This is a genomic window from Pseudomonas stagnisoli (assembly GCF_048595745.1).
Lineage (GTDB): Bacteria > Pseudomonadota > Gammaproteobacteria > Pseudomonadales > Pseudomonadaceae > Aquipseudomonas > Aquipseudomonas alcaligenes_A.
Window position 1 is genome coordinate 3770326 of the sequence record NZ_CP184361.1, and the last position, 21166, is coordinate 3791491.

19 protein-coding genes and 1 pseudogene are annotated in these 21166 nt (G+C 66.7%); 14 read left to right on the plus strand and 6 right to left on the minus strand.

Features of this window, described 5'->3' with window-relative positions:
- The first annotated feature begins 31 nt into the window (after positions 1 to 31).
- Positions 32 to 697, plus strand: coding sequence for a YoaK family protein (locus tag ACOAPY_RS18215; protein WP_465154226.1), 666 nt, complete (start codon positions 32 to 34; stop codon positions 695 to 697).
- A 1-nt stretch (position 698) separates the two neighbouring features.
- On the opposite strand, the gene ACOAPY_RS18220 is transcribed toward ACOAPY_RS18215, so the two are convergent.
- The 3 genes from ACOAPY_RS18220 to ACOAPY_RS18230 form a co-directional block, all read right to left on the minus strand.
- Positions 699 to 2348: an acyl-CoA dehydrogenase family protein gene (locus ACOAPY_RS18220; RefSeq protein WP_465154227.1), complete on the minus strand. Its 1650-nt coding sequence runs from the start codon at positions 2346 to 2348 to the stop codon at positions 699 to 701.
- Between the two features lies 1 nt (position 2349).
- Entirely contained in the window at positions 2350 to 2985 is a 636-nt protein-coding gene (locus ACOAPY_RS18225) for a TetR/AcrR family transcriptional regulator (protein ID WP_465154228.1), read from the minus strand.
- Between the two features lie 95 nt (positions 2986 to 3080).
- Complete coding sequence (locus ACOAPY_RS18230; RefSeq protein WP_465154229.1) at positions 3081 to 5468, minus strand: hybrid sensor histidine kinase/response regulator; 2388 nt, start codon at positions 5466 to 5468, stop codon at positions 3081 to 3083.
- A gap of 158 nt (positions 5469 to 5626) precedes the next feature.
- On the opposite strand from ACOAPY_RS18230, the gene ACOAPY_RS18235 reads away from it, so the two are divergent.
- The 6 genes and pseudogenes from ACOAPY_RS18235 to ACOAPY_RS18260 all read left to right on the plus strand — a co-directional run.
- On the plus strand, positions 5627 to 6379 hold the full coding sequence (locus ACOAPY_RS18235) for a substrate-binding periplasmic protein (RefSeq protein WP_465154230.1): 753 nt from the start codon (positions 5627 to 5629) through the stop codon (positions 6377 to 6379).
- Positions 6380 to 6407: 28 nt separating this feature from the next.
- The gene (locus ACOAPY_RS18240) at positions 6408 to 7205 is read left to right on the plus strand and encodes a hydroxymethylpyrimidine/phosphomethylpyrimidine kinase (RefSeq protein WP_465154231.1); all 798 of its coding nucleotides are present in this window, start codon (positions 6408 to 6410) and stop codon (positions 7203 to 7205) included.
- On the plus strand, positions 7196 to 7837 hold the full coding sequence (gene thiE / locus ACOAPY_RS18245) for a thiamine phosphate synthase (RefSeq protein ID WP_465156858.1): 642 nt from the start codon (positions 7196 to 7198) through the stop codon (positions 7835 to 7837). Before ACOAPY_RS18240 ends, thiE begins: the two co-directional genes overlap by 10 nt.
- A gap of 28 nt (positions 7838 to 7865) precedes the next feature.
- Entirely contained in the window at positions 7866 to 9149 is a 1284-nt protein-coding gene (gene hemL / locus ACOAPY_RS18250; protein WP_465154232.1) for a glutamate-1-semialdehyde 2,1-aminomutase, read from the plus strand.
- Positions 9149 to 9778, plus strand: a complete 630-nt coding sequence (locus ACOAPY_RS18255; RefSeq protein ID WP_465154233.1) for a DUF6962 family protein — start codon at positions 9149 to 9151, stop codon at positions 9776 to 9778. Before hemL ends, ACOAPY_RS18255 begins: the two co-directional genes overlap by 1 nt.
- 92 nt (positions 9779 to 9870) lie before the next feature.
- Positions 9871 to 10407: pseudogene (locus ACOAPY_RS18260) on the plus strand (tetratricopeptide repeat protein); the annotation flags it as partial.
- A gap of 75 nt (positions 10408 to 10482) precedes the next feature.
- Here the strand turns inward: ACOAPY_RS18260 and ACOAPY_RS18265 are convergent.
- Positions 10483 to 10806 carry a DUF1820 family protein gene (locus ACOAPY_RS18265; protein ID WP_021701865.1) on the minus strand — a complete coding sequence of 108 codons (324 nt, stop codon included), beginning with the start codon at positions 10804 to 10806 and terminating at the stop codon, positions 10483 to 10485.
- Positions 10807 to 10936: 130 nt separating this feature from the next.
- On the opposite strand from ACOAPY_RS18265, the gene miaB reads away from it, so the two are divergent.
- The 5 genes from miaB to lnt all read left to right on the plus strand — a co-directional run bounded on the left by miaB (position 10937) and on the right by lnt (position 16411).
- Complete coding sequence (gene miaB / locus ACOAPY_RS18270) at positions 10937 to 12265, plus strand: tRNA (N6-isopentenyl adenosine(37)-C2)-methylthiotransferase MiaB (protein WP_465154234.1); 1329 nt, start codon at positions 10937 to 10939, stop codon at positions 12263 to 12265.
- A 97-nt stretch (positions 12266 to 12362) separates the two neighbouring features.
- Positions 12363 to 13358: a PhoH family protein gene (locus ACOAPY_RS18275; protein ID WP_465154235.1), complete on the plus strand. Its 996-nt coding sequence runs from the start codon at positions 12363 to 12365 to the stop codon at positions 13356 to 13358.
- Complete coding sequence (ybeY, locus tag ACOAPY_RS18280) at positions 13351 to 13806, plus strand: rRNA maturation RNase YbeY (RefSeq protein ID WP_465154236.1); 456 nt, start codon at positions 13351 to 13353, stop codon at positions 13804 to 13806. The genes ACOAPY_RS18275 and ybeY overlap by 8 nt, the downstream gene beginning before the upstream one ends.
- A gap of 19 nt (positions 13807 to 13825) precedes the next feature.
- Positions 13826 to 14662 carry an HlyC/CorC family transporter gene (locus tag ACOAPY_RS18285; RefSeq protein ID WP_021701861.1) on the plus strand — a complete coding sequence of 279 codons (837 nt, stop codon included), beginning with the start codon at positions 13826 to 13828 and terminating at the stop codon, positions 14660 to 14662.
- A 210-nt stretch (positions 14663 to 14872) separates the two neighbouring features.
- Complete coding sequence (gene lnt, locus ACOAPY_RS18290; RefSeq protein ID WP_465154237.1) at positions 14873 to 16411, plus strand: apolipoprotein N-acyltransferase; 1539 nt, start codon at positions 14873 to 14875, stop codon at positions 16409 to 16411.
- Between the two features lie 12 nt (positions 16412 to 16423).
- Here lnt and ACOAPY_RS18295 read toward each other — a convergent pair whose 3' ends face one another.
- Both ACOAPY_RS18295 and ACOAPY_RS18300 read right to left on the minus strand, forming a co-directional pair.
- The gene (locus tag ACOAPY_RS18295) at positions 16424 to 17191 is read right to left on the minus strand and encodes a YdcF family protein (protein ID WP_465154238.1); all 768 of its coding nucleotides are present in this window, start codon (positions 17189 to 17191) and stop codon (positions 16424 to 16426) included.
- Positions 17192 to 17242: 51 nt separating this feature from the next.
- On the minus strand, positions 17243 to 17692 hold the full coding sequence (locus ACOAPY_RS18300) for a hypothetical protein (RefSeq protein ID WP_465154239.1): 450 nt from the start codon (positions 17690 to 17692) through the stop codon (positions 17243 to 17245).
- 180 nt (positions 17693 to 17872) lie between these two features.
- Between ACOAPY_RS18300 and leuS the strand changes: the two genes are divergently transcribed.
- Together leuS and ACOAPY_RS18310 are read left to right on the plus strand one after the other, a co-directional pair.
- On the plus strand, positions 17873 to 20485 hold the full coding sequence (gene leuS / locus ACOAPY_RS18305; RefSeq protein WP_465154240.1) for a leucine--tRNA ligase: 2613 nt from the start codon (positions 17873 to 17875) through the stop codon (positions 20483 to 20485).
- A 64-nt stretch (positions 20486 to 20549) separates the two neighbouring features.
- Positions 20550 to 21161: an LPS-assembly lipoprotein LptE gene (locus tag ACOAPY_RS18310; protein ID WP_043216768.1), complete on the plus strand. Its 612-nt coding sequence runs from the start codon at positions 20550 to 20552 to the stop codon at positions 21159 to 21161.
- Positions 21162 to 21166 lie beyond the last annotated feature (5 nt).

Genomic DNA, 21166 nt, shown 5'->3' on the forward strand with positions numbered 1-21166 from the left:
CAGGCAACGACACGCCGGGGGACGTCTCGCCATGATCAATCAACTACCACGCTGGGTGGAGATCGGCGGCTTCTGCCTGGCGCTGATCGCCGGCAGCGTGAATGCCATCGCGCTGCTCGGGTTCAACCACCAGGGTGTCTCGCATCTGTCCGGCAGCTCCAGTCTGCTCGGCGTGGAGCTGGCCCAGGGTGACACCGGCGCAGCCCTGCACCTGCTGCTGATCCTGCTCAGCTTCGTGCTCGGCGCCGCCATCAGCGGCTGTGTGATCGGCCACCAGTCGCTCAAGCTCGGCCGGCGCTACGGCGTGGCGCTGCTGGCGGAAAGCCTGGCCCTGCTGCTGGCGATGCTGATGCTGGAGCGCGGCAGCGACTTCGGCCATTACCTGGCCTCGGCCGCCTGCGGCCTGCAGAACGCGATGACCAGCACCTACAGCGGCGCCGTGGTGCGCACCACCCATGTCACCGGGCTGTTCACCGACCTCGGCATCATGCTCGGCCTCAAGCTGCGCGGGCAGCCGGCGGACCGTCGGCGCATCCTGCTGTACCTGATCCTGATCGCCGGCTTCATCGGCGGCGGCGTGCTCGGAGCGTTCGGCTATGCCCACTGGCACTACCGTGCGCTGCTCGGCGCCAGCGCCCTGGCTGCCAGCCTGGCGCTGATCTACCTGGCCTACTGGCGGCGCCAGCAGCGCACCTGACTCAGGCCAGGTGCGGCGTGCTGCGCGCCAGCAGCGCCTCGACATCGACGCCGCGCGGCAGGGTGCCGTAAACCCGGCCACGGCCCTCCAGGCGGCTGGCGATAAAGGCATCGCTCACCGTGCTGTTGCCGGCTTCCAGCAGCAGCTTGGCCTGCAGGCCGACGGCCACGTCCTCGGTCAGCTGGCGGGCGCGGTACTGGATGTCGGCGGTATCGGCGAAATCCGCCTTGAGCCGCTGGATATGCGCCTTCAGGCGCGCATCGCCATGGCCGTCGCCGAGCTCGGCGAACAGCGCGTCGAGCACGCCGGCCTCCTTCGACAGGGCGCGCAGCACGTCCAGGCACTGCACGTTGCCCGAGCCTTCCCAGATCGAGTTGACCGGCGCCTCGCGGTACAGCCTTGGCAGGATGGTTTCCTCGACATAGCCGGCGCCGCCCATGCACTCGCTGGCCTCGTAGACCATCTCCGGCGCGCGCTTGCAGATCCAGTACTTGCCGATGGCAGTGACCAGGCGAGCGAACTTGTCTTCCTGCTCGTCGTGCAGGTGGTCGAGGGCGCGGCCCATGCGCATGGACAGGGCCAGGGCGGCCTCGCTCTCCAGGGCCAGGTCGGCCAGTACGTTCTGCATCAGCGGCTGGTCGGCCAGGACCTTGCCGCCGACCTTGCGGTGCGCGCAGTGGTGCGCGGCCTGGGTCAAGGCCTGACGCATCAGGCTGCTGGAGCCGACCATGCAGTCGAAGCGGGTCATCGCCACCATCTCGATGATGGTCGGCACGCCACGGCCTTCCTCGCCGACCATCCAGGCCAGGGCGCCGCGGTATTCCACCTCGCTGGAGGCATTGGCCCAGTTGCCCAGCTTGTTCTTCAGGCGCTGCACGTAGAACTGGTTGCGCGTGCCGTCCGGGCGGTGGCGCGGCAACAGGAAGCAGGACAAGCCCTTGTCGGTCTGCGCCAGGGTGAGGAAGGCGTCGCACATGGGCGCCGAGCAGAACCACTTGTGGCCGACCAGCTCGTAGGCCTGGCCCGGGCCACCGATGCCCACCGGGTAGGCACGGGTGGTGTTGGCACGCACGTCGGTGCCGCCCTGTTTCTCGGTCATGGCCATGCCGATGGTGACGCCCGCTTTCTGTTCGATGCCGACGTTGCGCGGGTCGTACTCGGTGGCGAGGATCTTCGGTACCCAGACCTCGGCGATCTCCGGCTGCAGGCGCAGGGCCGGCACGGCGGCGAAGGTCATGGTCAGCGGGCAGCCGCTGGCGGCCTCGGCCTGGCTGTGCAGGTAGGTGAGGCCGGCACGCACGACGTTGGCGCCGGCACGCGGGTCGGTCCAGGGCAGCGACGGCAGGCCGTGCTCGATGGCCGTGCGCATCAGCTCGTGATAGGCCGGGTGGAACTCCACCAGGTCGATGCGGTTGCCGTAGCGGTCATGGGTCTTGAACTGCGGCTTGTGCTCGTTGGCCAGGAAGCCGGCCTGCATCAGCGGGCCGCCGGCCAGGGCGCCGTAGGTATTCAGCCGGTCTTCGGCCCAGCCGCCGTCGTAGCGGCGAATCCACTCCTGCAGCGGCAGGTCGACACGGTAAAGGTTGGCCCCCTCCAGCGAAGGCACCTGGTTGAACACCTCGTGGGTTTCGGCGAATTGCTGCAAGGACATGTCAGGACTCCGGGGCGCCGACTGCGCGCAAACAGAAAGTGATCAGCGCTTGGCTGACGGTGGCCAGGTCCGCCGCCGGCAGGCCGGCATCGCGGGCCGCGCGCGCTGGCGGCGAGAGCGGCCCGACCAGGGCTTCGGCAATGGCGCCAACCAGGCAGGCGGCGACCAGATTGACCTGCTCGACGCGGAACTCGCCGCTCCGCACGCCTTCGTCCAGCAGATCGACGAACAGCTCGGCGTAAGCCTCGCGAAACAGCAGACGCAGCTCGTCGACCTCCGGCTCGACCGGCTCGGCGATCAGGGCGAAGGCCAGGCGGCGGCTGTGCCAGGCCCTTGCGGCGAACTGCTCGAGGCCGGCGGCCAGGCGCTGGCCGGCACTGCCGGGGCCACGCAGAACGGCGGCCAGGGCCTCGACCTCGATGCGGCAGGCATTGCTGAAGACTTCTGCCGCCAGCTCGCCCTTGCCGCTGAAGTGGCGGTACAGGCTGCCGGTGGCAACGCCGGCGTCTTCGGCCAGGGCCTGCATGGTCAGGCTGGCAAAACCACCCTCGGCGACCCGCACATGGGCGCAGGCCAGAATGCGTTCGCGCAGCTCATGGGCGCGGTCAATACGGGAAGTCGAAGGGAGTGCGGCCATGGAATGAATCCGGATTCACTGTTGTTGACTAAAGTGAATCACGATTCATTTTGGGTTTAAAACGACGATTCGGCCAAATCTCGGCCGAATCGTTGTCAGCTATCGGCAGGGCGGCACAGCACCCAGTCGTGCAACAGGGCCTGCAGTTCGAGGAACTTCACCGGCTTGGCCAGGTAGTCGCTCATGCCGGCAGCCAGGCAGCGCTCGCGGTCACCGCTGTGGCTGTGCGCGGTAATGGCCAGCACCGGGGTGTCGGCGCAGCCAGGCAGCTGACGCAGCGCACGGCAGGTGGCAAAACCGTCCATCAGCGGCATCTGGCAGTCCAGCAGCACCGCGTCGATCGGCTCGCTGCGCAGCATTTCCAGAGCCTCGGCACCGTTGTCCGCCGTGCGCACCCGGTAGCCCAGCTTGAGCAACATGCCGCGCGTCACCAGTTGGTTGATCGGGTTGTCCTCGACGATCAACACGGTGCACTGCTCCGGGGTACGCCGCGGCACACCCCCCACGCGACGCGGCCCGGTCACGGCATCATGGCGCTGCACCGGCAGCTTGAGCTCCAGCTCGACGCTGAAGGCGCTGCCCTGCCCCGGCAGGGACGCATGCTGCAGACGACCGCCGAGCAGCTCGACCAGTTGCCGGCAAATCGCCAGGCCAACCCCAAGACCGCCGTACTGGCGGGTCATGGAGCCATCCAGCTGGTGGAAGCGCTGGTACAGTTTGCCCTCTTCCGGCGCGATGAAGCCGATGCCGGTATCGAGCACCTCGATGCGCAACGGCATGCTGCCCGACAGCGGCCCTGCCGCCTGCACACGCAAGGTGACCTGCCCCTGATGGGAGAACTTCACGGCATTGTCGAGCAGGTAGCCCAGGGCCTGCGCCAGTTTGCCGGCATCGCCTTCCAGGGTATCGGGCAGGCTGTCCTCCAGCTCGACGACGAACCCCAGCCCCTTGTCGGTAGCGCGCGGGGAATACTGCGCGCGCAGGCCATCGACCAGCCCGCGCAGGCTGAAGGGCTCGCGCCGCGGGTAGAGCTTGCCGGCCTGCAACTCGGTGAGCGCGAGGATATCGCCCACCATGCGCATCATGTCGCGCGCGGACGTCGCGGCAGTCTTGTGGTACTGCTCCAGCTCGACATCCATCTTCACCGTCTGCATCAGCTCCAGAGAGCCGATCACCCCGTTCATCGGCGTGCGCAGCTCATGGGTCACAGTGGCGAGGAACTCGTCCTTGAGCCGGTTACTCTCGGCCAGCTCGCGGTTCAGCGCCTCCAGCTCGTCCCCGGCCTGCTGCAGGATACGCGCACGCTCTTCCTTCATCGCATTGATGCGGTCAGCCAGGGCCAGCGACAGCAGGCCTACCTCCAGCGCCGAACCGAACTGGCTGGAGTACATGGTGAAGAAGTTATAGGGCAGGTAACCCAGCACCATGAGGGTATTGATCACCCCACCGACCAGGAAGGCCGACCAGGCAATGATGAAATAACGCGCCACGCGCATGCCGCGCAGCCAGGCCAGAATGCCGGCGGTGAAGATGACCACGGTAAAGGCCAGGGCCAGGTAGGTGGCCAGGCGTAGCGCAGTGGCATAACTGGTGGTCAGGGCCAGCACCATGGTCAGCACGCCGACGGCCATCAGCAGCAGCAACAGGCGGTCGACCCAGGGACTGTGCTCGCCGGTGTGCAGGAAGCTGCGCGCGAACTGACAGCCGAACAGCGCCGCCGAACCGATCAGGAAGGGCGTCGACGCATTGGCCCACCAGGGGTCGTTCGGCCAGAAGTACTGGATGCCGGCGCCGTTGACCGACACCTGATACAACCCGAAGGAAGCGATGTAGAGGATGTAGTAGAGGTAGCTGGTATCACGGACGCTGAGGAAGATGAACAGGTTGTAGATCAGCATCACCAGCAGCACGCCGTAGATGATGCCCAACACATAGATGCGCGTCGGCTGCGCCTCGATGAAGGCTTCCGGCGCCCACAACCCAAGCGGCATCTGCATCGACCCCTGACTCTGCGCACGCAGGTAAAGGCGCAGCGGTTCGCCGGGGTTAAGGCCCAGCTCGAAGAGGAAGTTGTTCTGCTTGATCTGCCGGCTGGAGAACGGCAATGCGTCGCCGGTCCGCGCCGCCAGCTTGTAGCCGCCGGCACCGTCCGGCAGATACAACTCCAGGTTGTCCAGCGGCGGGTAGGCCAGCTCTAGCAGCCAGTTGCGCGCAGTGGAAGCCTCGCGCGGGCGGTACAGCAGGTCGACACGCAGCCAGAACACCGAGCGCGAGTAGCCGGCATTGAGCACCGCCTTGCCGTTGGTACGGAAGCTGCCACTCAGCGCCGCCGAACTGACCTGCTCGATGGTGGCATCGCCACGCACATCCTCGAACACCTGCATCTGCGGGCCGAGCGAGAGATAACGGGTGTGTTCGTCGAACTCGACGGCTTGAGTCAACAGAGGAATCAGGCAAAGCAGCCCAAGGAGTAAACAGCGCATGCCGCCCCGCCAGAGCCTGCAAACACGCCGCGGCCACCTGACCGACAGGCGCCCTCCAGGCACGAATTGATTGATCGACCAAACTCTAGCAGTCTGTGACAGCCGGAGGAAAGTAGCCCCAGGATGAAGTAACGGGCGCACATCCGAGGAAAAGCCTGATGAGACTGGTGGCGTTTCTTTGCCTGTTGGCCATCGCTACGCCGCACGCGCAGGCCCAGCAAAAGCTGTATCTGAGCACGCTGGACTGGCCGCCCTATACCAGCCAGACCCTGCAGGACGGCGGCTATGCCTCGGCAGTGGTGCACGCGGCCTTCGCCGCCGTGGACATCGACATCGAGGTGCGCTACTACCCCTGGGCCAGGGCGCTGAGCCTGGCAGAGCAGGGTAAGGTCGATGGCCTGTTTCCGGAGTACTTCGCCCCCGAACAACGCCCGGACTTCCTCTTCTCGGACCCATTCCCCGGCGGCCCCGCCGGACTGCTCAAGCTCCGTGAACGCCACTTGTCAACGCAACGCGAGGAAAGCGGCCTGCCTCCGCTGAGCGAACTGCGCGGGCTGAAGATCGGCCTGGTCAGAGGCTATCTGAACCACCCCGGCCTGGACTCCGCTCCCGGGCTGCACCGCGAGTTTGCGCGTGATGATCAGCAGAACCTGAGCAAACTGCTGGCCGGCCGGGTAGACCTGATCTTCATGGACTACCTGGTGGCCGAGTTCCTGATCGGCCGTTACTTTCCAGAGCATCGGGACGAAATCGACCTGCTCAGCCCCCCACTCCTGCAACCCACCCTGCACCTGGCTCTGCCGAAAAAACGCGCGGATGCCGAATCCACCCTGAAGGCGTTCAACCGGGGTTTGCAGATCATTCGCGACAACGGCGAGCTGCAACGCCTGCGCCAGCACCACGGCCTGTGAGCGACGTTTGATGGTAAGCTCGCCGGCCATGAACAGACACAATTCCCGCCCCGTCGTCCTCTGCCTGTCCGGTCATGATCCCTCCGGGGGTGCCGGCCTGCAGGCGGACATCGAAGCCCTGCTCGCCCAGGGCTGCCACGCCGCCCCGGCGGTCACCGCGCTGACCGTGCAGGACACGGTCAACGTCAGCAACTTCCGCGTACTCGACCGCGACTGGGTGCTGGCCCAGGCCCGCGCCATCATCGCCGATCTGCCGGTAGCCGCCGTCAAGCTGGGCATGCTCGGCTCGGTGGAGATGGTCGATACCGTGGTCGAGATCATGCAGGCGCTGCCCGGCGTTCCACTGGTCTGCGACCCGGTGCTGCGCGCCGGCGGCGGCGGCTCGCTGGGCAAGGACGACGTCGGCTACGCCATGCGCGAGCGCCTGCTGCCGATTGCCGCCGTGGCCACACCCAACCTGCCGGAAGCGCGCATCCTCGCCGAGCTGCCCGAGGGCACCGCGGACGAATGCGCCGCGAAGCTTTCCGCCTACTGCCAGCACCTGCTGATCACCGGCGGCCACGGCGACGAGGCCGAAGTGCACAACCGCCTCTATGTGCGCGGCGGCGACAGCCACACCTTCACCTGCGCGCGCCTGCCGGGCAGCTACCACGGCTCCGGCTGCACCCTGGCCAGCACCCTGGCGGGGCGCCTGGCCCTGGGCGAGGAAGTGGTCAGCGCCGTACGCAGCGCCCTCGATTACACCTGGCGCACCCTGCGTGACGCCGAACAACCCGGCCACGGCCAGTTCGTGCCGCGCCGCCTGCCCCTGGACTTCTGCTCGTGAGTAGCCCGTTGCGCGGCCTCTACGCCATCACCGACAGCCAGCTGCTGGCCGATGGTCGCCTGCTGCCCTATGTGGAAGCAGCGCTGAAGGGCGGCGCACGTCTGCTGCAGTACCGCGACAAGTCCGACGACCAGGCCCGTCGCCTGCGCGAAGCCTCGGCCCTGGCCGAACTCTGTGCGCGCCACGGCGCCGAACTGATCATCAACGACGACGCCGAACTGGCCGCGCGCCTGGGCGTCGGCCTGCACCTGGGCCAGGGCGACGGCTCGCTGTCCGCCGCCCGCGCTCTGCTCGGGCGCAAGGCGATCATTGGCGCCACCTGCCATGCCAGCCTGGCGCTGGCCGAGCAGGCCGCCCGCGAAGGCGCCAGCTACATCGCATTTGGCCGCTTCTTCACTTCGCAGACCAAGCCCGGCGCGCCGAGCGCCACGCCCGAGCTGCTGGAGCAGGCGCGTGCGCGTTTCGCCCTGCCGATCATCGCCATCGGCGGCGTCAGCCTGGACAACGGTACCGAGCTGATTGGCCGCGGCGCCGACCTGCTGGCGGTGGTTCACGCCCTGTTTTCCGCGCCCTCCGCCACCGAGGTGGAGGCCCGCGCGCGTGCCTTCGGCGCGCTGTTCACGCCTTCCTGATTCGAGCCCCTTTACAAAGAGACCCGTCATGTCCCGTTCCGAAGCCCTGTTCGCCAACGCCCAGAAACACATCCCCGGCGGCGTCAACTCGCCGGTGCGCGCCTTCCGCAGCGTTGGCGGCACCCCACTGTTCTTCAAGCACGCCGAAGGCGCCTATGTGATCGACGAGGACGACAAGCGCTACGTCGACTACGTCGGTTCCTGGGGCCCAATGATCCTCGGCCACGCCCACCCGCAGGTGCTGGACGCGGTGCGCAAGCAGCTGGAACACGGCCTGTCCTATGGCGCGCCGACCGCGCTGGAAGTGGAGATGGCCGACCTGGTCTGCGCCATCGTGCCGTCGATGGAACTGGTGCGCATGGTCAGCTCCGGCACCGAGGCGACCATGAGCGCCATCCGCCTGGCCCGCGGCTACACCGGCCGCGACGCCATCATCAAGTTCGAAGGCTGCTACCACGGGCATTCCGACAGCCTGCTGGTCAAGGCCGGTTCCGGCCTGCTGACCCAGGGCGTGCCGAGCTCGGCTGGCGTGCCGGCGGACTTCGCCAAGCACACCCTGACCCTGCCCTACAACGACATCGCCGCCGTCGAGAAGACCCTCGCCGAAGTCGGTTCGACCGTCGCCTGCATCATCGTCGAGCCGGTCGCCGGCAACATGAACTGCGTGCCGCCGGCACCGGGCTTCCTCGAGGGTCTGCGCGAGCAGTGCGACAAGCACGGCGTGGTGCTGATCTTCGACGAAGTGATGACCGGCTTCCGCGTCGCCCTCGGCGGTGCCCAGGCGCACTACGGCGTCACCCCGGACCTGTCGACCTTCGGCAAGATCGTCGGCGGCGGCATGCCGGTCGGCTGCTTCGGTGGCAAGCGCGCCATCATGGAATGCATCGCCCCGCTCGGCCCGGTCTACCAGGCCGGCACCCTGTCGGGTAACCCGCTGGCCATGGCCGCCGGCCTGACCACCCTCAAGCTGATCAGCCGCCCGGGCTTCCACGCCGAACTGTCCGACTTCACCAGCCGCATGCTCGCCGGCCTGCAGGAGCGTGCCGATGCCGCCGGCATCCCCTTCGTCACCACCCAGGCCGGGGCCATGTTCGGCCTGTACTTCAGCGGCGCCGACGAAATCGTCACCTTCGCTGACGTCATGGCGAGCGATGCGGCGCGCTTCAACAAATTCTTCCACCTGATGCTGGAAGGCGGCGTGTACCTGGCGCCGAGCGCCTTCGAAGCCGGCTTCACCTCCATCGCCCACGGCGACAAGGAGCTGGAGATCACCTTCGCCGCCGCCGAGCGCGCCTTCGCCCAGCTCAAGTGATGCAATACAGCACCGCGCTGAGTGACGCCGTTCTGGCGCTGGCCTGCCTGGCCAGCCTGCTCTGGCTGCGCCCGGCCTTTGCCGGTCAGCCGGTGCTGCGCGCGTTGCTGCTGGGCTTCGGCCTGACCGCCACGGCCGCCCTGTGCGGCGCGGTGCGCTATGGCCTGGATCCGAGCTGGATGGACAAACACCGTGCCTTCAGCCAGCTCAGCGCCGTGCTTGGGCTGCCCCTGCTCGGCCTGGCCGCGCTGGCGCTGGCACGGGGACTGGCCTGGGGCCGCTCGGTCTGGACGGTCTGCCTGCTGGCGCTGGTCGGACTGTTCATCGGGGCTCGTGTGCTGGGAATCGACCCGGGTTATCGCCTGGCCCTGAGCCTGACCACCCTGCTGCTGATCCTCTACGCCGGCCTGAGCCGCTGGCCGCAGCGCCTGCCGGGCCTGGCCGCGCTGGGCGTGGTCAGTCTGTTTCTGGTCGCCGGCCTGGCCGTGGGCACCGAAGGCTTTATCGGCCCGTTACGCCGGGTCGACCTGTTTCATGCCCTGCTGACCCCGGCTTACCCGCTGCTGGCCTGGCTGCTGCTGACGCTTCGCGCAACGGCTCGCGAGGAAATCCCGGTAAAGACTTTGTAAGGACACCTCGGCTTATCACATAATGTGATGGTCGGCGCATTCAGCCGGCAGGGCATGAGGCCCGACCCGTTCCGCGAGGCGTTCCGATTTCCATGAACCGCACCGGCCGCAACCTGCTTCTGGGTTGCCTGTTGCTCGCTTCTCCCTTGCTGGCCCACGCAGGCGACAACTCCTTGCTGGTCCCGGCCACCGCCCGCTGCGCGCTGAACACCGCCCCCGAATACCTCTCCCAGGCCATTGCCGCCTGCCAGCAACTGGCCCAACAGGGCGATGCCCTGGCCCAGTACGAGCTCGGCGAGTTCTTCTATCAGGGGCAAAGTGCCCCGCGCGACCTGCCCCAGGCCCTGCGCTGGTTCGAACAAGCCTCGCTGCAGGGCAATGCCCAGGCTCAGCTGCGCCTGGGCACCATGTTCTTCCGCGGCGAGGGCGTACAGGCCAACAACGTACAGGCCTACATCGTCTTGAAGATGGCGGCAGTGAACGGCTCGGACGAGGCGATGGACAGCGCCGACCAGGTGGCCGAGCGCATGCAGCGCGAGGAGCTACAGGTCGCCACCCAGGTGCTGGGACAGATTTTCCGCAGCTACCTGCTGGAACTGCAGCACATCGACAGCACGCCCAGCACACCCGGCTCAGGCTTCACGCCGGGCCAGGGCGGCACGCTCGGCAGCCCGCAGGTACCGGCCTTCGCGCCCAACTGAGCGCTATTTCTCGGGCATCGGCATGGGAAACGGCATCACGTTGCCGCCACCCTTGGCCTCGCTGATCTTCGGCGTCCCCAGACGCTCCACCTCGTCGATGCGCACGATCGAGTGCATCGGCACGAAGCTGCGCACCACGCCCTCGAACTGCGCCTTGAGCTTCTCCTCGCTGGGGTCGACCACCACCTGGGTGCGCTCGCCGAAGACGAACTCCTCCACCTCCAGGAAGCCCCACAGATCACTCTGATAGATCTGCTTGGCGTACATCTCGTACACCTGGCCCTGGTTGATGAAGATCACCTTGTAGATGGGTTCGCGCTTGCTCATGGGAAGAAGGATAGAGGACTGCTGCAAATCGGGGGCGCGATCTTACAGGGGCCGGACAGGCAACGCTAGGAAGGCAGGCGGTCGCCCCCTATAATGCGCGGTCCTATCGAACCACCCCCGACGCACGCAGATGGCCAAGAAGCTTTATATCGAGACCCACGGTTGCCAGATGAACGAGTACGACAGCTCGCGCATGGTCGACCTGCTGGGCGAACACCAGGCCCTGGAAGTCACGGAAAACCCGGCCGAAGCCGACGTGATCCTCCTCAACACCTGCTCGATCCGCGAAAAAGCCCAGGAAAAGGTGTTTTCCCAGTTGGGCCGCTGGCGCGAACTGAAACAGGAGAACCCGGACCTGGTGATCGGCGTCGGCGGCTGCGTGGCCAGCCAGGAAGGCGCCGCCATCCGTGACCGCGCGCCCTACGTCGATGTGGTGTTCGGCCCGCAGACCCTGCACCGCCTGCCGGAGATGATCGACGCCGCGCGCACCACCAAGAAGGCGCAGGTCGACATCAGCTTCCCCGAGATCGAGAAGTTCGACCGCCTGCCCGAGCCGCGCGTTGACGGCCCCAGCGCCTTCGTTTCGGTCATGGAAGGCTGCAGCAAGTACTGCACTTTCTGCGTGGTGCCCTATACCCGCGGCGAAGAAGTCAGCCGCCCGCTGGGCGACGTGCTGCTGGAAATCACCCAGCTGGCCGAAAAAGGCGTCAAGGAAGTCACCCTGCTCGGCCAGAACGTCAACGGCTACCGTGGCGAAACCCCGGACGGCACCATTGCCGACTTCGCCGACCTGCTCTACGCGGTGGCGACCATCGACGGCATCGAGCGCATCCGCTACACCACCAGCCACCCGCTGGAGTTCTCCGACGCCATTATCCAGGCCCACGCCGAGATTCCGCAGCTGGTGAAGTTCCTCCACCTGCCGGTGCAGTCCGGCTCGGACCGCATCCTGGCAGCGATGAAGCGCAACCACACGGCGCTGGAATACAAGTCGCGCATCCGCAAGCTGAAGGCGGCGGTGCCGGACATCTGCATCAGCTCGGACTTCATCGTCGGCTTCCCCGGCGAGACCGAGAAAGACTTCGAACAGACCATGAAACTGATCGAGGATGTCGGCTTCGACTTCTCCTTCTCCTTCATCTACAGCGCGCGCCCCGGCACCCCGGCCGCCGACCTGGTCGACGACACCCCGGACGAGGTGAAGAAGCAGCGCCTGCAGATCCTGCAGAGCCGCATCCACCAGCAGGGCTACGAGATCAGCCACAAGATGACCGGCAGCACCCAGCGCATCCTGGTCAGCGATTACTCGAAGAAAGACCCCGGCATGCTCCAGGGCCGCACCGAGAACAACCGCATCGTCAACTTCCGCTCGGACAACCCCGCGCTGATCGGCCAGTTCGTCAATGTGCACATCGATGGCGCCCTGCCCCACTCGCTGCGCGGCACCCTTATCGACTAACGGCTAGCCCTCCACCAGGCGCCCGAACTTTCGCCCTCGGGCACCTGGGGTTATCCTTCGACCATCACTCCCGCCGCACAGCGGCAACCGGACCCCATTGAACGCCTCCATAGAACCGCACCGTTTCACCCTCGAACCCTACGAAGCGCGCCGCTTCGCCAACCTCTGCGGCCAGTTCGACGAGCACCTGCGCCTGATCGAACAGCGCCTGTCCATCGAGATCCGCAACCGCGGCAACCAGTTCGAGCTGGTCGGGCCGAGCAAGCACACCCAGTCCGCCGAGAACCTGCTGCGCCGCCTGTACCGCGAGACCAAGAGCGCCGAGCTGTCGCCGGAACTGGTGCATCTGTACCTGCAGGAGTCCGGCCTGGAAGCGCTGGACAGCGGCAAGGCCGACGCCGGCGTGACCCTGCGCACCAAGAAGGGTGCGATCAAGCCGCGCGGCGCCAACCAGCAGCGCTACGTCAAGGCGATCCTCGACAACGACATCAACTTCGGCATCGGTCCGGCCGGTACCGGCAAGACCTACCTGGCCGTGGCCTGCGCGGTGGACGCGCTGGAGCGCGAGCAGGTGCGGCGCATCCTGCTGGTGCGCCCGGCGGTCGAGGCCGGCGAGAAGCTCGGTTTCCTCCCCGGCGACCTGGCGCAGAAGATCGACCCCTATCTGCGCCCGCTGTATGACGCGCTGTACGAGATGCTCGGCTTCGACAACGTGGCCAAGCTGATCGAGAAACAGGTGATCGAAATCGCGCCGCTGGCCTACATGCGCGGCCGCACCCTTAACAACAGCTTCATCATTCTCGACGAGAGTCAGAACACCACGCTCGAGCAGATGAAGATGTTCCTCACCCGAATCGGCTTCGGTTCCACCGCCGTGATCACCGGCGACGTCACCCAGGTCGACCTGCCGCGCGGCACCAAGTCCGGCCTGGCCCACGTGATGAAGGTACTGAAGGACGTCCCCGGCATCAGCTTCACCCACTTCCAGCCCAAGGACGTGGTGCGTCATCCGCTGGTGCAGCGCATCGTCGAAGCCTACGAGCGCTTCGAAGAGCAGCAGGACGAACAAAGCAAAGGCCAGCCGCATGCTTGAACTGGACCTGCAGAACGCCTCCACCGCCACCGACCTACCCAGCGAGGCACAGCTGCGCCGCTGGTGCGAACTGGCCCTGCGCCAGCGCACGGCCGACTCGGAGCTGACCATCCGTCTGGTCGACGAAGCCGAAGGCCGCGAGCTGAACCACACCTGGCGGCACAGGGACTACGCCACCAACGTGCTGTCCTTCCCGGCCGAGGTACCCGAGGGAATCCTCGATATCCCGCTGCTCGGCGACCTGGTGATCTGCGTGCCGGTGGTCGAGCGCGAAGCCCGCGAACAGGGCAAGACCCCGGAGGCCCACTGGGCCCACCTGGTCATCCACGGCTGCCTGCATCTGCTGGGCTACGACCACCTCGAAGACGAGGAAGCCGAGGAGATGGAAGCGCTGGAACGAGAATTGCTGGCCGAACTGGGTCACCCCGACCCGTACGCCGAAGAATAGGAAGACACCGAGACTCACCATGAGCGAAGACCGATCGAGCAACGAGCAGAAGTCCTGGTTCAACAAGCTGACCCAGGCTTTTGCTCATGAGCCGAGAAACCGCCAGGAGCTGCTGGAAGTCCTGCGCGAAGCCCACCAGAACAAGCTGCTCGACAGCGAGGCGCTGGCCATCGTCGAGGGCGCCATCCAGGTCGCCGACCTGCAGGTGCGCGACATCATGGTGCCGCGCTCGCAGATGGTCAGCATCAAGGCCAGCCACTCGCCGCAGGAGTTCCTCCCGGCGATCATCGACTCCGCCCACTCGCGCTACCCGGTGATCGGCGAAAGCCTCGACGAAGTGATCGGCATCCTCCTGGCCAAGGATCTGCTGCCGCTGATCCTCGGCAGTGACAAGCCGTTCGATATCAAGCAGCTGCTGCGCCCGGCCACCTTCGTGCCGGAGTCCAAGCGCCTCAACGTGCTGCTGCGCGAGTTCCGCGCCAACCACAACCACATGGCCGTGGTGATTGACGAATACGGCGGCGTGGCCGGCCTGGTGACCATCGAGGACGTGCTCGAGCAGATCGTCGGCGACATCGAGGACGAGCACGATGTCGAGGAAGACAGCTACATCAAGCCGCTGCCGTCCGGTGATTTCCTGATCAAGGCGCTGACCCCGATCGAGAACTTCAACGAAGCCTTCGACACCGAGTTCCCCGACAGCGAGTTCGACACCGTCGGCGGCCTGGTGATGAATGCCTTCGGCCACCTGCCCAAGCGCAACGAAGTGACCGAGATCGGCGAGTACCGCTTCCGCGTGCTCAACGCCGACAGCCGCCGCGTGCACCTGCTGCGCCTGACTCCGCTGGAGCGCTAAGAACCCGCATACAACCTGCTGCGCGTCGGCCATGCGTCGTTAAAAACAGGCTCGGACTGCTCATTTACAGCTCGTAAACTCCGCGTCCTCGCCTGTTTTGGCCTAGCCTGGCTCTAGCTCGCAGGGTTGTAAGCAGGTTCTATGCCGGCTTCCGAGCCTTCCTCCCTTCCAGTACCCTTGCCCGCCAGAATTCCCGATCAAGGACGCACGATGCGCTGGATCACCCAACCCGGCTGGCCGGGCAACCTGCTGGCTCTCGCCGGCGGCGCCACCACCACCCTGGCCCTGGCTCCCTTCGATATCTGGCCGCTGGCCCTGCTGGCCATCGCCCTCTTCTACCTTGGCCTGCGTGAGCTGAACCCGCGCCAGGCGCTGCTGCGCGGCTGGTGCTACGGCCTCGGCCTGTTCCTCGCCGGCACCAGCTGGATCTACGTCAGCATCCACGACTACGGCGCCGCCTCGCCGGCCCTGGCCGCCTTCCTCACCGTAGGTTTCTGTGCCGGGGTCGCCCTGTTCTTCGCCCTACCGGCCTGGCTGTGGGCGAGCTGGCTGCGCCGCAACGATGCTCCAGTCAGCGACGCCCTGGCCTTCGCCGCCCTGTGGCTGGCCCAGGAAGCGTTCCGCGGCTGGTTCCTTACCGGCTTCCCCTGGCTCTATGCCGGCTACAGCCAGCTGTACGGACCGCTGGCCGGGCTGGCGCCGGTCGGCGGCATGTGGCTGATTTCCCTCAGCCTGGCGCTGTCGGCCGCGCTGCTGGTCAACCTGCCCCGCCTGCTCGGCGACAAACCACGCCTGGCTGCCGCCCTGCTCCTGCTGCTTGCACCCTGGGGCGCTGGCCTGGCACTGCAGGGCCACGCCTGGACCGCCAGTAAGGGTGAACCCCTCAAGGTCGCCGCCCTGCAGGGCAACGTCGAGCAGAACATGAAGTGGGACCCGGCCCAGCTCGAGGCCCAGCTGAACCTTTACCGCGACATGACCCTGAGCAGCCGCCCCGCCGACCTGATCGTCTGGCCGGAAACCGCCGTGCCGGTGCTCAAGGAATACGCCGAGGGCTACCTCACCGTGATGGGCCGCGTCGCCGCCGAGCGTGACGCCGCGCTGATCACCGGCGTGCCGCTGCGCCAGGCCAACGAGCGCGGCGAGAAGCGCTACTACAACGCGATCACCGTCACCGGCTGGGGCGAAGGCACCTACCTGAAGCAGAAACTGGTGCCGTTCGGCGAGTACGTGCCGCTGCAGGAAGTGCTGCGCGGCCTGATCGCCTTCTTCGACCTGCCCATGTCCGACTTCGCCCGCGGCCCCGCCGACCAGGCCCCGCTGCAGGCCAAGGGACTGAAGATCGCGCCCTTTATCTGCTATGAAGTCGTGTACCCGGAATTCGCCGCCGGCCTGGCCGCGCGCAGCGACCTGCTACTGACGGTGAGCAACGACACCTGGTTCGGCACCTCGATCGGCCCGCTGCAACATCTGCAGATGGCACAGATGCGCGCCCTCGAAGCAGGCCGCTGGATGATCCGCGCCACCAACAACGGCGTCACCGCACTGATCGACCCGCAAGGCCGCATCAGCGCGCAGATCCCGCAGTTCCAGCAGGCCATCCTCTATGGCGAAGTGCAGCCGATGCAGGGTCTGACGCCCTACCTGCAATGGCGCGCCTGGCCGCTGGTCGCGCTGTGCAGCCTGCTGCTGGGCTGGGCCTTCTTCGCCCGCCGCCGCGCGGCTCGCGGCCTCAGTCCGCAGGCAGCCTGAACGCGGGCCGTCTCAGCGATAGAGCAGCGGATAGACCGCCAGCCCGATCGCCTCGTTGAGCAGGCGCGTGCTTTGCCACAGCGCCTTGCCCTCCGGCAGCCAGCCGCCCAGCGGGCGCTCGTTGGGCACACCGAGAAAGCCCAGCGGCGCCGCCACCACCTCAAGCCCGGCACGCTCGAAGCACCAGCGCGCCCGCGGCATGTGCGCGGCCTGGGTCACCAGCACCACGCGATTCACACCCTGCGCCTTGAGCAGCTCCGCAGTGAACAGCGCGTTCTCCCAGGTGGTGCGGCTGCGCTCCTCACGCCAGCGGGTTGCCACGCCGAAGTCGCGCTGCAGTACATCCGCCATCATCGCCGCCTCGCTGGGTGGCTGACCGTAGTGCAGCCCGCCGCTGATCAGCAGCGGCAGGTCCGAGGCCCGGTGCAGGCGCGCGGCATAACGCAGGCGTTCGATGGCGGTGGCGCTGGGTTGGTCGCTGCCCCAGGCCGGATCGGCCTCCTCGCGCCCGGAGCCGAGCACCACGATGACCTGAGAGCGTTGCGCCAGGCCGGGCCACTGCGCCTCGACCAGCGCCGGCTCGCGCTCGATCAGCCGCGCGGCCCACTCCACCACGGCCGGCAGGCTGAGCAGCCACAGCCCTCCCAGACCAGCCACCAGGCACGCCACCGCCAGCCGCGGCCGCCCCGTCCAGGCCCACAGCAGCCAGGCCAACAGGATCAGCAGCATCAGGCCACCGGGCGGCAGGATCAGTTGTTTGAGGATAAAGCGCAGTTCCATGGGCACCTCCAGTGGCCGGAGGTTATGAGCTAAGCCCAGGGTAGTCGAGCGCTAACGTGGCTGACCGGCACGAAACAGCTTGGAACCGCAGGCGCTGCACGGCAGCACGCCTTCACCGCGCTGCACCTGGGCAACCGTGCCACAGAGCGCGCAGCACAGCTGCTGGCGCTTCTTGATCATCGGCTTGCCACGCGGCAGCGACTTGCTGGCCGCCCGCGCCGGCAGCTTGGTGACCGCTTTGCTGGCGGTGGCTGGCAGTTGCTCGATCAGCGCCAGCTCCTCGGCGGCGGCATGCCAGCCGCGCAACCAGTGAAGGTCACGATCCAGGTAGGCGCGGATCAGCTCCAGCTCGGCGGGCGTCAGGCCACTCAGCTCCAGCTCGTCCGGCGGAGCCTGATGCAGGCGGGTCGCAGTGTCCGCTTCCTGCAGGGCCAGGGCCAGGCGCTGCAGCAGCCGCTCATAGAGCCCTCCGCCCAACTCCGCACGCCGCGACTCTGCCATCCCTCACCTCGACCGGGCGCCTACCGCGCGCCTCCCTCTGGCAAGCTTAGCGCCCGCCCCGAGCGAGGCCGGACGCCGCGACAAACGGCGGCCGAGGCACAATCAGGGTTTCCCTGAATCAGGGGGGGTCATGTATGCTACGGCGTTTCTCGAAAGCCCTCTTTCCAGCGCCAGAAGCCCATGCACGAACAGTACTCGCCCCGTGAAATCGAAGCCGCCGCCCAAGCCCAATGGGACGCGGAAAAGTCCTTTGTCGTGACCGAACAACCCGGCAAGGACACCTTCTATTGCCTGTCGATGTTCCCCTACCCGAGCGGCAAGCTGCACATGGGCCACGTGCGCAACTACACCATCGGTGACGTGATCGCCCGCTACCAGCGCATGCAGGGCAAGAACGTGCTGCAGCCGATGGGCTGGGACGCCTTCGGCATGCCGGCCGAAAACGCCGCGATGAAGAACAAGGTCGCGCCGGCCAAGTGGACCTACGAGAACATCGCCTACATGAAGTCCCAGCTGAAATCGCTGGGCCTGGCCATCGACTGGACCCGCGAAGTCACCACCTGCAAGCCGGACTACTACCGCTGGGAACAGTGGCTGTTCACCCGCCTGTTCGAGAAAGGCGTGATCTACCGCAAGAACGGCACCGTGAACTGGGACCCGGTCGACCAGACCGTGCTGGCCAACGAGCAGGTCATTGACGGCCGTGGCTGGCGCTCGGGCGCGCTGATCGAGAAGCGCGAAATCCCGATGTACTACTTCAAGATCACCGCTTACGCCGAGGAGCTGCTGAGCAGTCTGGACGAGCTGGAAGGCTGGCCCGAGCAGGTCAAGACCATGCAGCGCAACTGGATCGGCAAGAGCTTCGGTGCCGACATCGTGTTCGACTACGATGTCGCCAGCATCGGCATCGATGGCCAGCTCAAAGTCTATTCGACCCGCCCCGACACCCTGATGGGCGCCACCTACGTGGCCGTGGCCGCCGAGCACCCGCTGGCCCAGCGCGCCGCCGAATCCAACCCGGCAATTGCCGCCTTTATCGCCGAGTGCAAGTCCGGCTCCGTGGCCGAGGCCGATATGGCCACCATGGAGAAGAAGGGCCTGGCCACCGGCCAGTTCGTCATCCATCCGCTGACCGGCGACAAGCTGCCGGTGTTCGTCGCCAACTACGTGCTGTGGGGCTACGGCGAAGGCGCGGTGATGGCCGTGCCGGCGCACGACGAGCGTGACTTCGAGTTCGCCAACAAGTACGACCTGCCGATCCAGCAGGTGTATGTCGCGGCGGACAAGGACTACGACGCCAGCACCTGGCAGGACTGGTACGGCGACAAGGCCGGCCTGACCACCATCAACTCCGGCAAATACGACGGCCTGGACTTCAGCGCCGCCTTCGACGCCATCGTCGCCGATCTGGAAGCCAGCGCCCATGGCGCACGCAAGACCCAGTTCCGCCTGCGCGACTGGGGCATCAGCCGCCAGCGCTACTGGGGCTGCCCGATCCCGATCATCCACTGCCCGAGCTGTGGCGACGTGCCGGTGCCGGAAGACCAGCTGCCGGTAGTCCTGCCGGAAGACGTGGTACCGGACGGCGCCGGTTCGCCGCTGGCCAAGATGCCCGAGTTCTACGAATGCAGCTGCCCGAAATGCGGTAGCCCGGCCAAGCGCGAAACCGACACCATGGACACCTTCGTCGAGTCGTCCTGGTACTACGCGCGCTACGCCTCGCCGAACTACACCGGCGGCATGGTCGACCCGCAGGCCGCCAACCACTGGCTGCCGGTAGACCAGTACATCGGCGGCATCGAGCACGCCATCCTGCACCTGCTGTACGCGCGCTTCTTCCACAAGCTGATGCGCGACGAGGGCCTGGTCACCTCCAACGAGCCGTTCAAGAACCTGCTGACCCAGGGCATGGTGGTCGCCGAGACCTACTACCGCACCCTGGAAAACGGCGGCAAGGACTGGTTCAACCCGGCCGACGTGGAAGTCGAGCGTGACGCCAAGGCCAAGGTCATCGGCGCCAAGCTGAAGAGCGACGGCCTGCCGGTGGAAATCGGCGGCACCGAGAAGATGTCCAAGTCGAAGAACAACGGCGTCGACCCGCAGGCCATGATCGACGCCTACGGCGCCGACACCTGCCGCCTGTTCATGATGTTCGCCTCGCCGCCCGACATGAGCTGCGAGTGGTCGGACGCCGGCATCGAAGGCGCCAACCGTTTCCTCCGTCGTGTCTGGCGCCTGGCCCACAGCCACGTCAGCGCCGGCCTGCCGGGCCAGCTGGATGTCGCCAGTCTGACTGACGAGCAGAAGGCCGTGCGCCGCGCCATCCACCTGGCCATCCGCCAGGCCAGCAACGACGTGGGCCAGCACCACAAGTTCAACACCGCCATCGCCCAGGTGATGACCCTGATGAACGTGCTGGAAAAGGCGGCGACTGCTACCGAACAGGACCGCGCCCTGCTGCAGGAAGGCCTGGAGACCGTGGCCCTGCTGCTCGCGCCGATCACCCCGCACATCTGCCACGAGCTGTGGCAGCGCCTGGGCAAGACCGGAGCGATCATCGACGCACAGTGGCCGCCGGTGGACGAGTCGGCCCTGGTGCAGGACAGCCTGACCCTGGTCATCCAGGTCAACGGCAAGCTGCGCGGCCAGATCGAAGTGCCGGCCTCGGCCTCGCGCGAGGAAGTCGAAGCCGCCGCCCGCGCCAACGAGAACGTGCAGCGCTTCACCGAAGGCGTGACCATCCGCAAGGTCATCGTCGTGCCGGGCAAGCTGGTCAACATCGTTGCCAACTGAAAACTGCTTTAAGCTCGGCGCCATGCCCGCATGGCGCCGGGGCTCTCCAAGGGGATAGAAGAGAATGATGAAACGGAATCTGGTGGTAATAGGTCTGGCCGTTCTGCTCAGCGCCTGCGGCTTCCAGCTGCGCGGCACTGGCAGCGCCGAGTTCGCCGTCAAGGAAATCGACCTGCAGGCGCGCAACGCCTACAGCGATACCGCCAAGCAGCTGCGCCAGCTGCTCGAGAACAGCGGCGTGAAAGTCCACAACGGCGCGCCCTACCGCCTGTTCCTGGCCAACGAGCAGGAAACCCAGCGCACCGCCAGCCGCAGCGGCAGCGCGCGCAGTGCCGAGCTCGAACTGACCACCCGCCTGGACTACGAGATCCGCGGCGAGAAGAACCTGCTGTTACTGCAGGACAAGCTGGAAGTGCAGAGCATCTACGTGCACGACGAGAACAATCTGATCGGCTCCAGCCAGGAATCCGGCCAGCTGCGCCAGGAAATGCGCCGCGAGCTGATCCAGCAGCTGTCCCTGCGCCTGCAACTGCTGACCCCGGCCCAGCTGGAACAGCTGCAACAGGAAGCCGAGGCCCGTGCCGCCGCCGAAGCGGAAGCCGCCGCCGCGGCGCGCCGCGCCGAGCAAGAGTCGGCGCCGCTGCAGTCGCCGATCCAGCTGCCGATCAAGCAGTGACACGA

What these genes read in the sequence shown, in the direction of transcription:
- ybeY (WP_465154236.1), top strand. Translation starts at nt 13,351, where the DNA reads ATGCTTGAACTGGACCTGCAGAACGCCTCCACCGCCACCGACCTACCC.
- lnt (WP_465154237.1), top strand. Translation starts at nt 14,873, where the DNA reads ATGCGCTGGATCACCCAACCCGGCTGGCCGGGCAACCTGCTGGCTCTC.
- ACOAPY_RS18265 (WP_021701865.1), bottom strand. Translation starts at nt 10,806, where the DNA reads ATGAGCAAGCGCGAACCCATCTACAAGGTGATCTTCATCAACCAGGGC.
- ACOAPY_RS18240 (WP_465154231.1), top strand. Translation starts at nt 6,408, where the DNA reads ATGAACAGACACAATTCCCGCCCCGTCGTCCTCTGCCTGTCCGGTCAT.
- ACOAPY_RS18310 (WP_043216768.1), top strand. Translation starts at nt 20,550, where the DNA reads ATGATGAAACGGAATCTGGTGGTAATAGGTCTGGCCGTTCTGCTCAGC.
- ACOAPY_RS18230 (WP_465154229.1), bottom strand. Translation starts at nt 5,468, where the DNA reads ATGCGCTGTTTACTCCTTGGGCTGCTTTGCCTGATTCCTCTGTTGACT.
- hemL (WP_465154232.1), top strand. Translation starts at nt 7,866, where the DNA reads ATGTCCCGTTCCGAAGCCCTGTTCGCCAACGCCCAGAAACACATCCCC.
- ACOAPY_RS18220 (WP_465154227.1), bottom strand. Translation starts at nt 2,348, where the DNA reads ATGTCCTTGCAGCAATTCGCCGAAACCCACGAGGTGTTCAACCAGGTG.
- ACOAPY_RS18255 (WP_465154233.1), top strand. Translation starts at nt 9,149, where the DNA reads ATGCAATACAGCACCGCGCTGAGTGACGCCGTTCTGGCGCTGGCCTGC.
- ACOAPY_RS18215 (WP_465154226.1), top strand. Translation starts at nt 32, where the DNA reads ATGATCAATCAACTACCACGCTGGGTGGAGATCGGCGGCTTCTGCCTG.
- ACOAPY_RS18285 (WP_021701861.1), top strand. Translation starts at nt 13,826, where the DNA reads ATGAGCGAAGACCGATCGAGCAACGAGCAGAAGTCCTGGTTCAACAAG.
- ACOAPY_RS18235 (WP_465154230.1), top strand. Translation starts at nt 5,627, where the DNA reads ATGAGACTGGTGGCGTTTCTTTGCCTGTTGGCCATCGCTACGCCGCAC.
- ACOAPY_RS18295 (WP_465154238.1), bottom strand. Translation starts at nt 17,191, where the DNA reads ATGGAACTGCGCTTTATCCTCAAACAACTGATCCTGCCGCCCGGTGGC.
- miaB (WP_465154234.1), top strand. Translation starts at nt 10,937, where the DNA reads ATGGCCAAGAAGCTTTATATCGAGACCCACGGTTGCCAGATGAACGAG.
- ACOAPY_RS18225 (WP_465154228.1), bottom strand. Translation starts at nt 2,985, where the DNA reads ATGGCCGCACTCCCTTCGACTTCCCGTATTGACCGCGCCCATGAGCTG.
- leuS (WP_465154240.1), top strand. Translation starts at nt 17,873, where the DNA reads ATGCACGAACAGTACTCGCCCCGTGAAATCGAAGCCGCCGCCCAAGCC.
- ACOAPY_RS18300 (WP_465154239.1), bottom strand. Translation starts at nt 17,692, where the DNA reads ATGGCAGAGTCGCGGCGTGCGGAGTTGGGCGGAGGGCTCTATGAGCGG.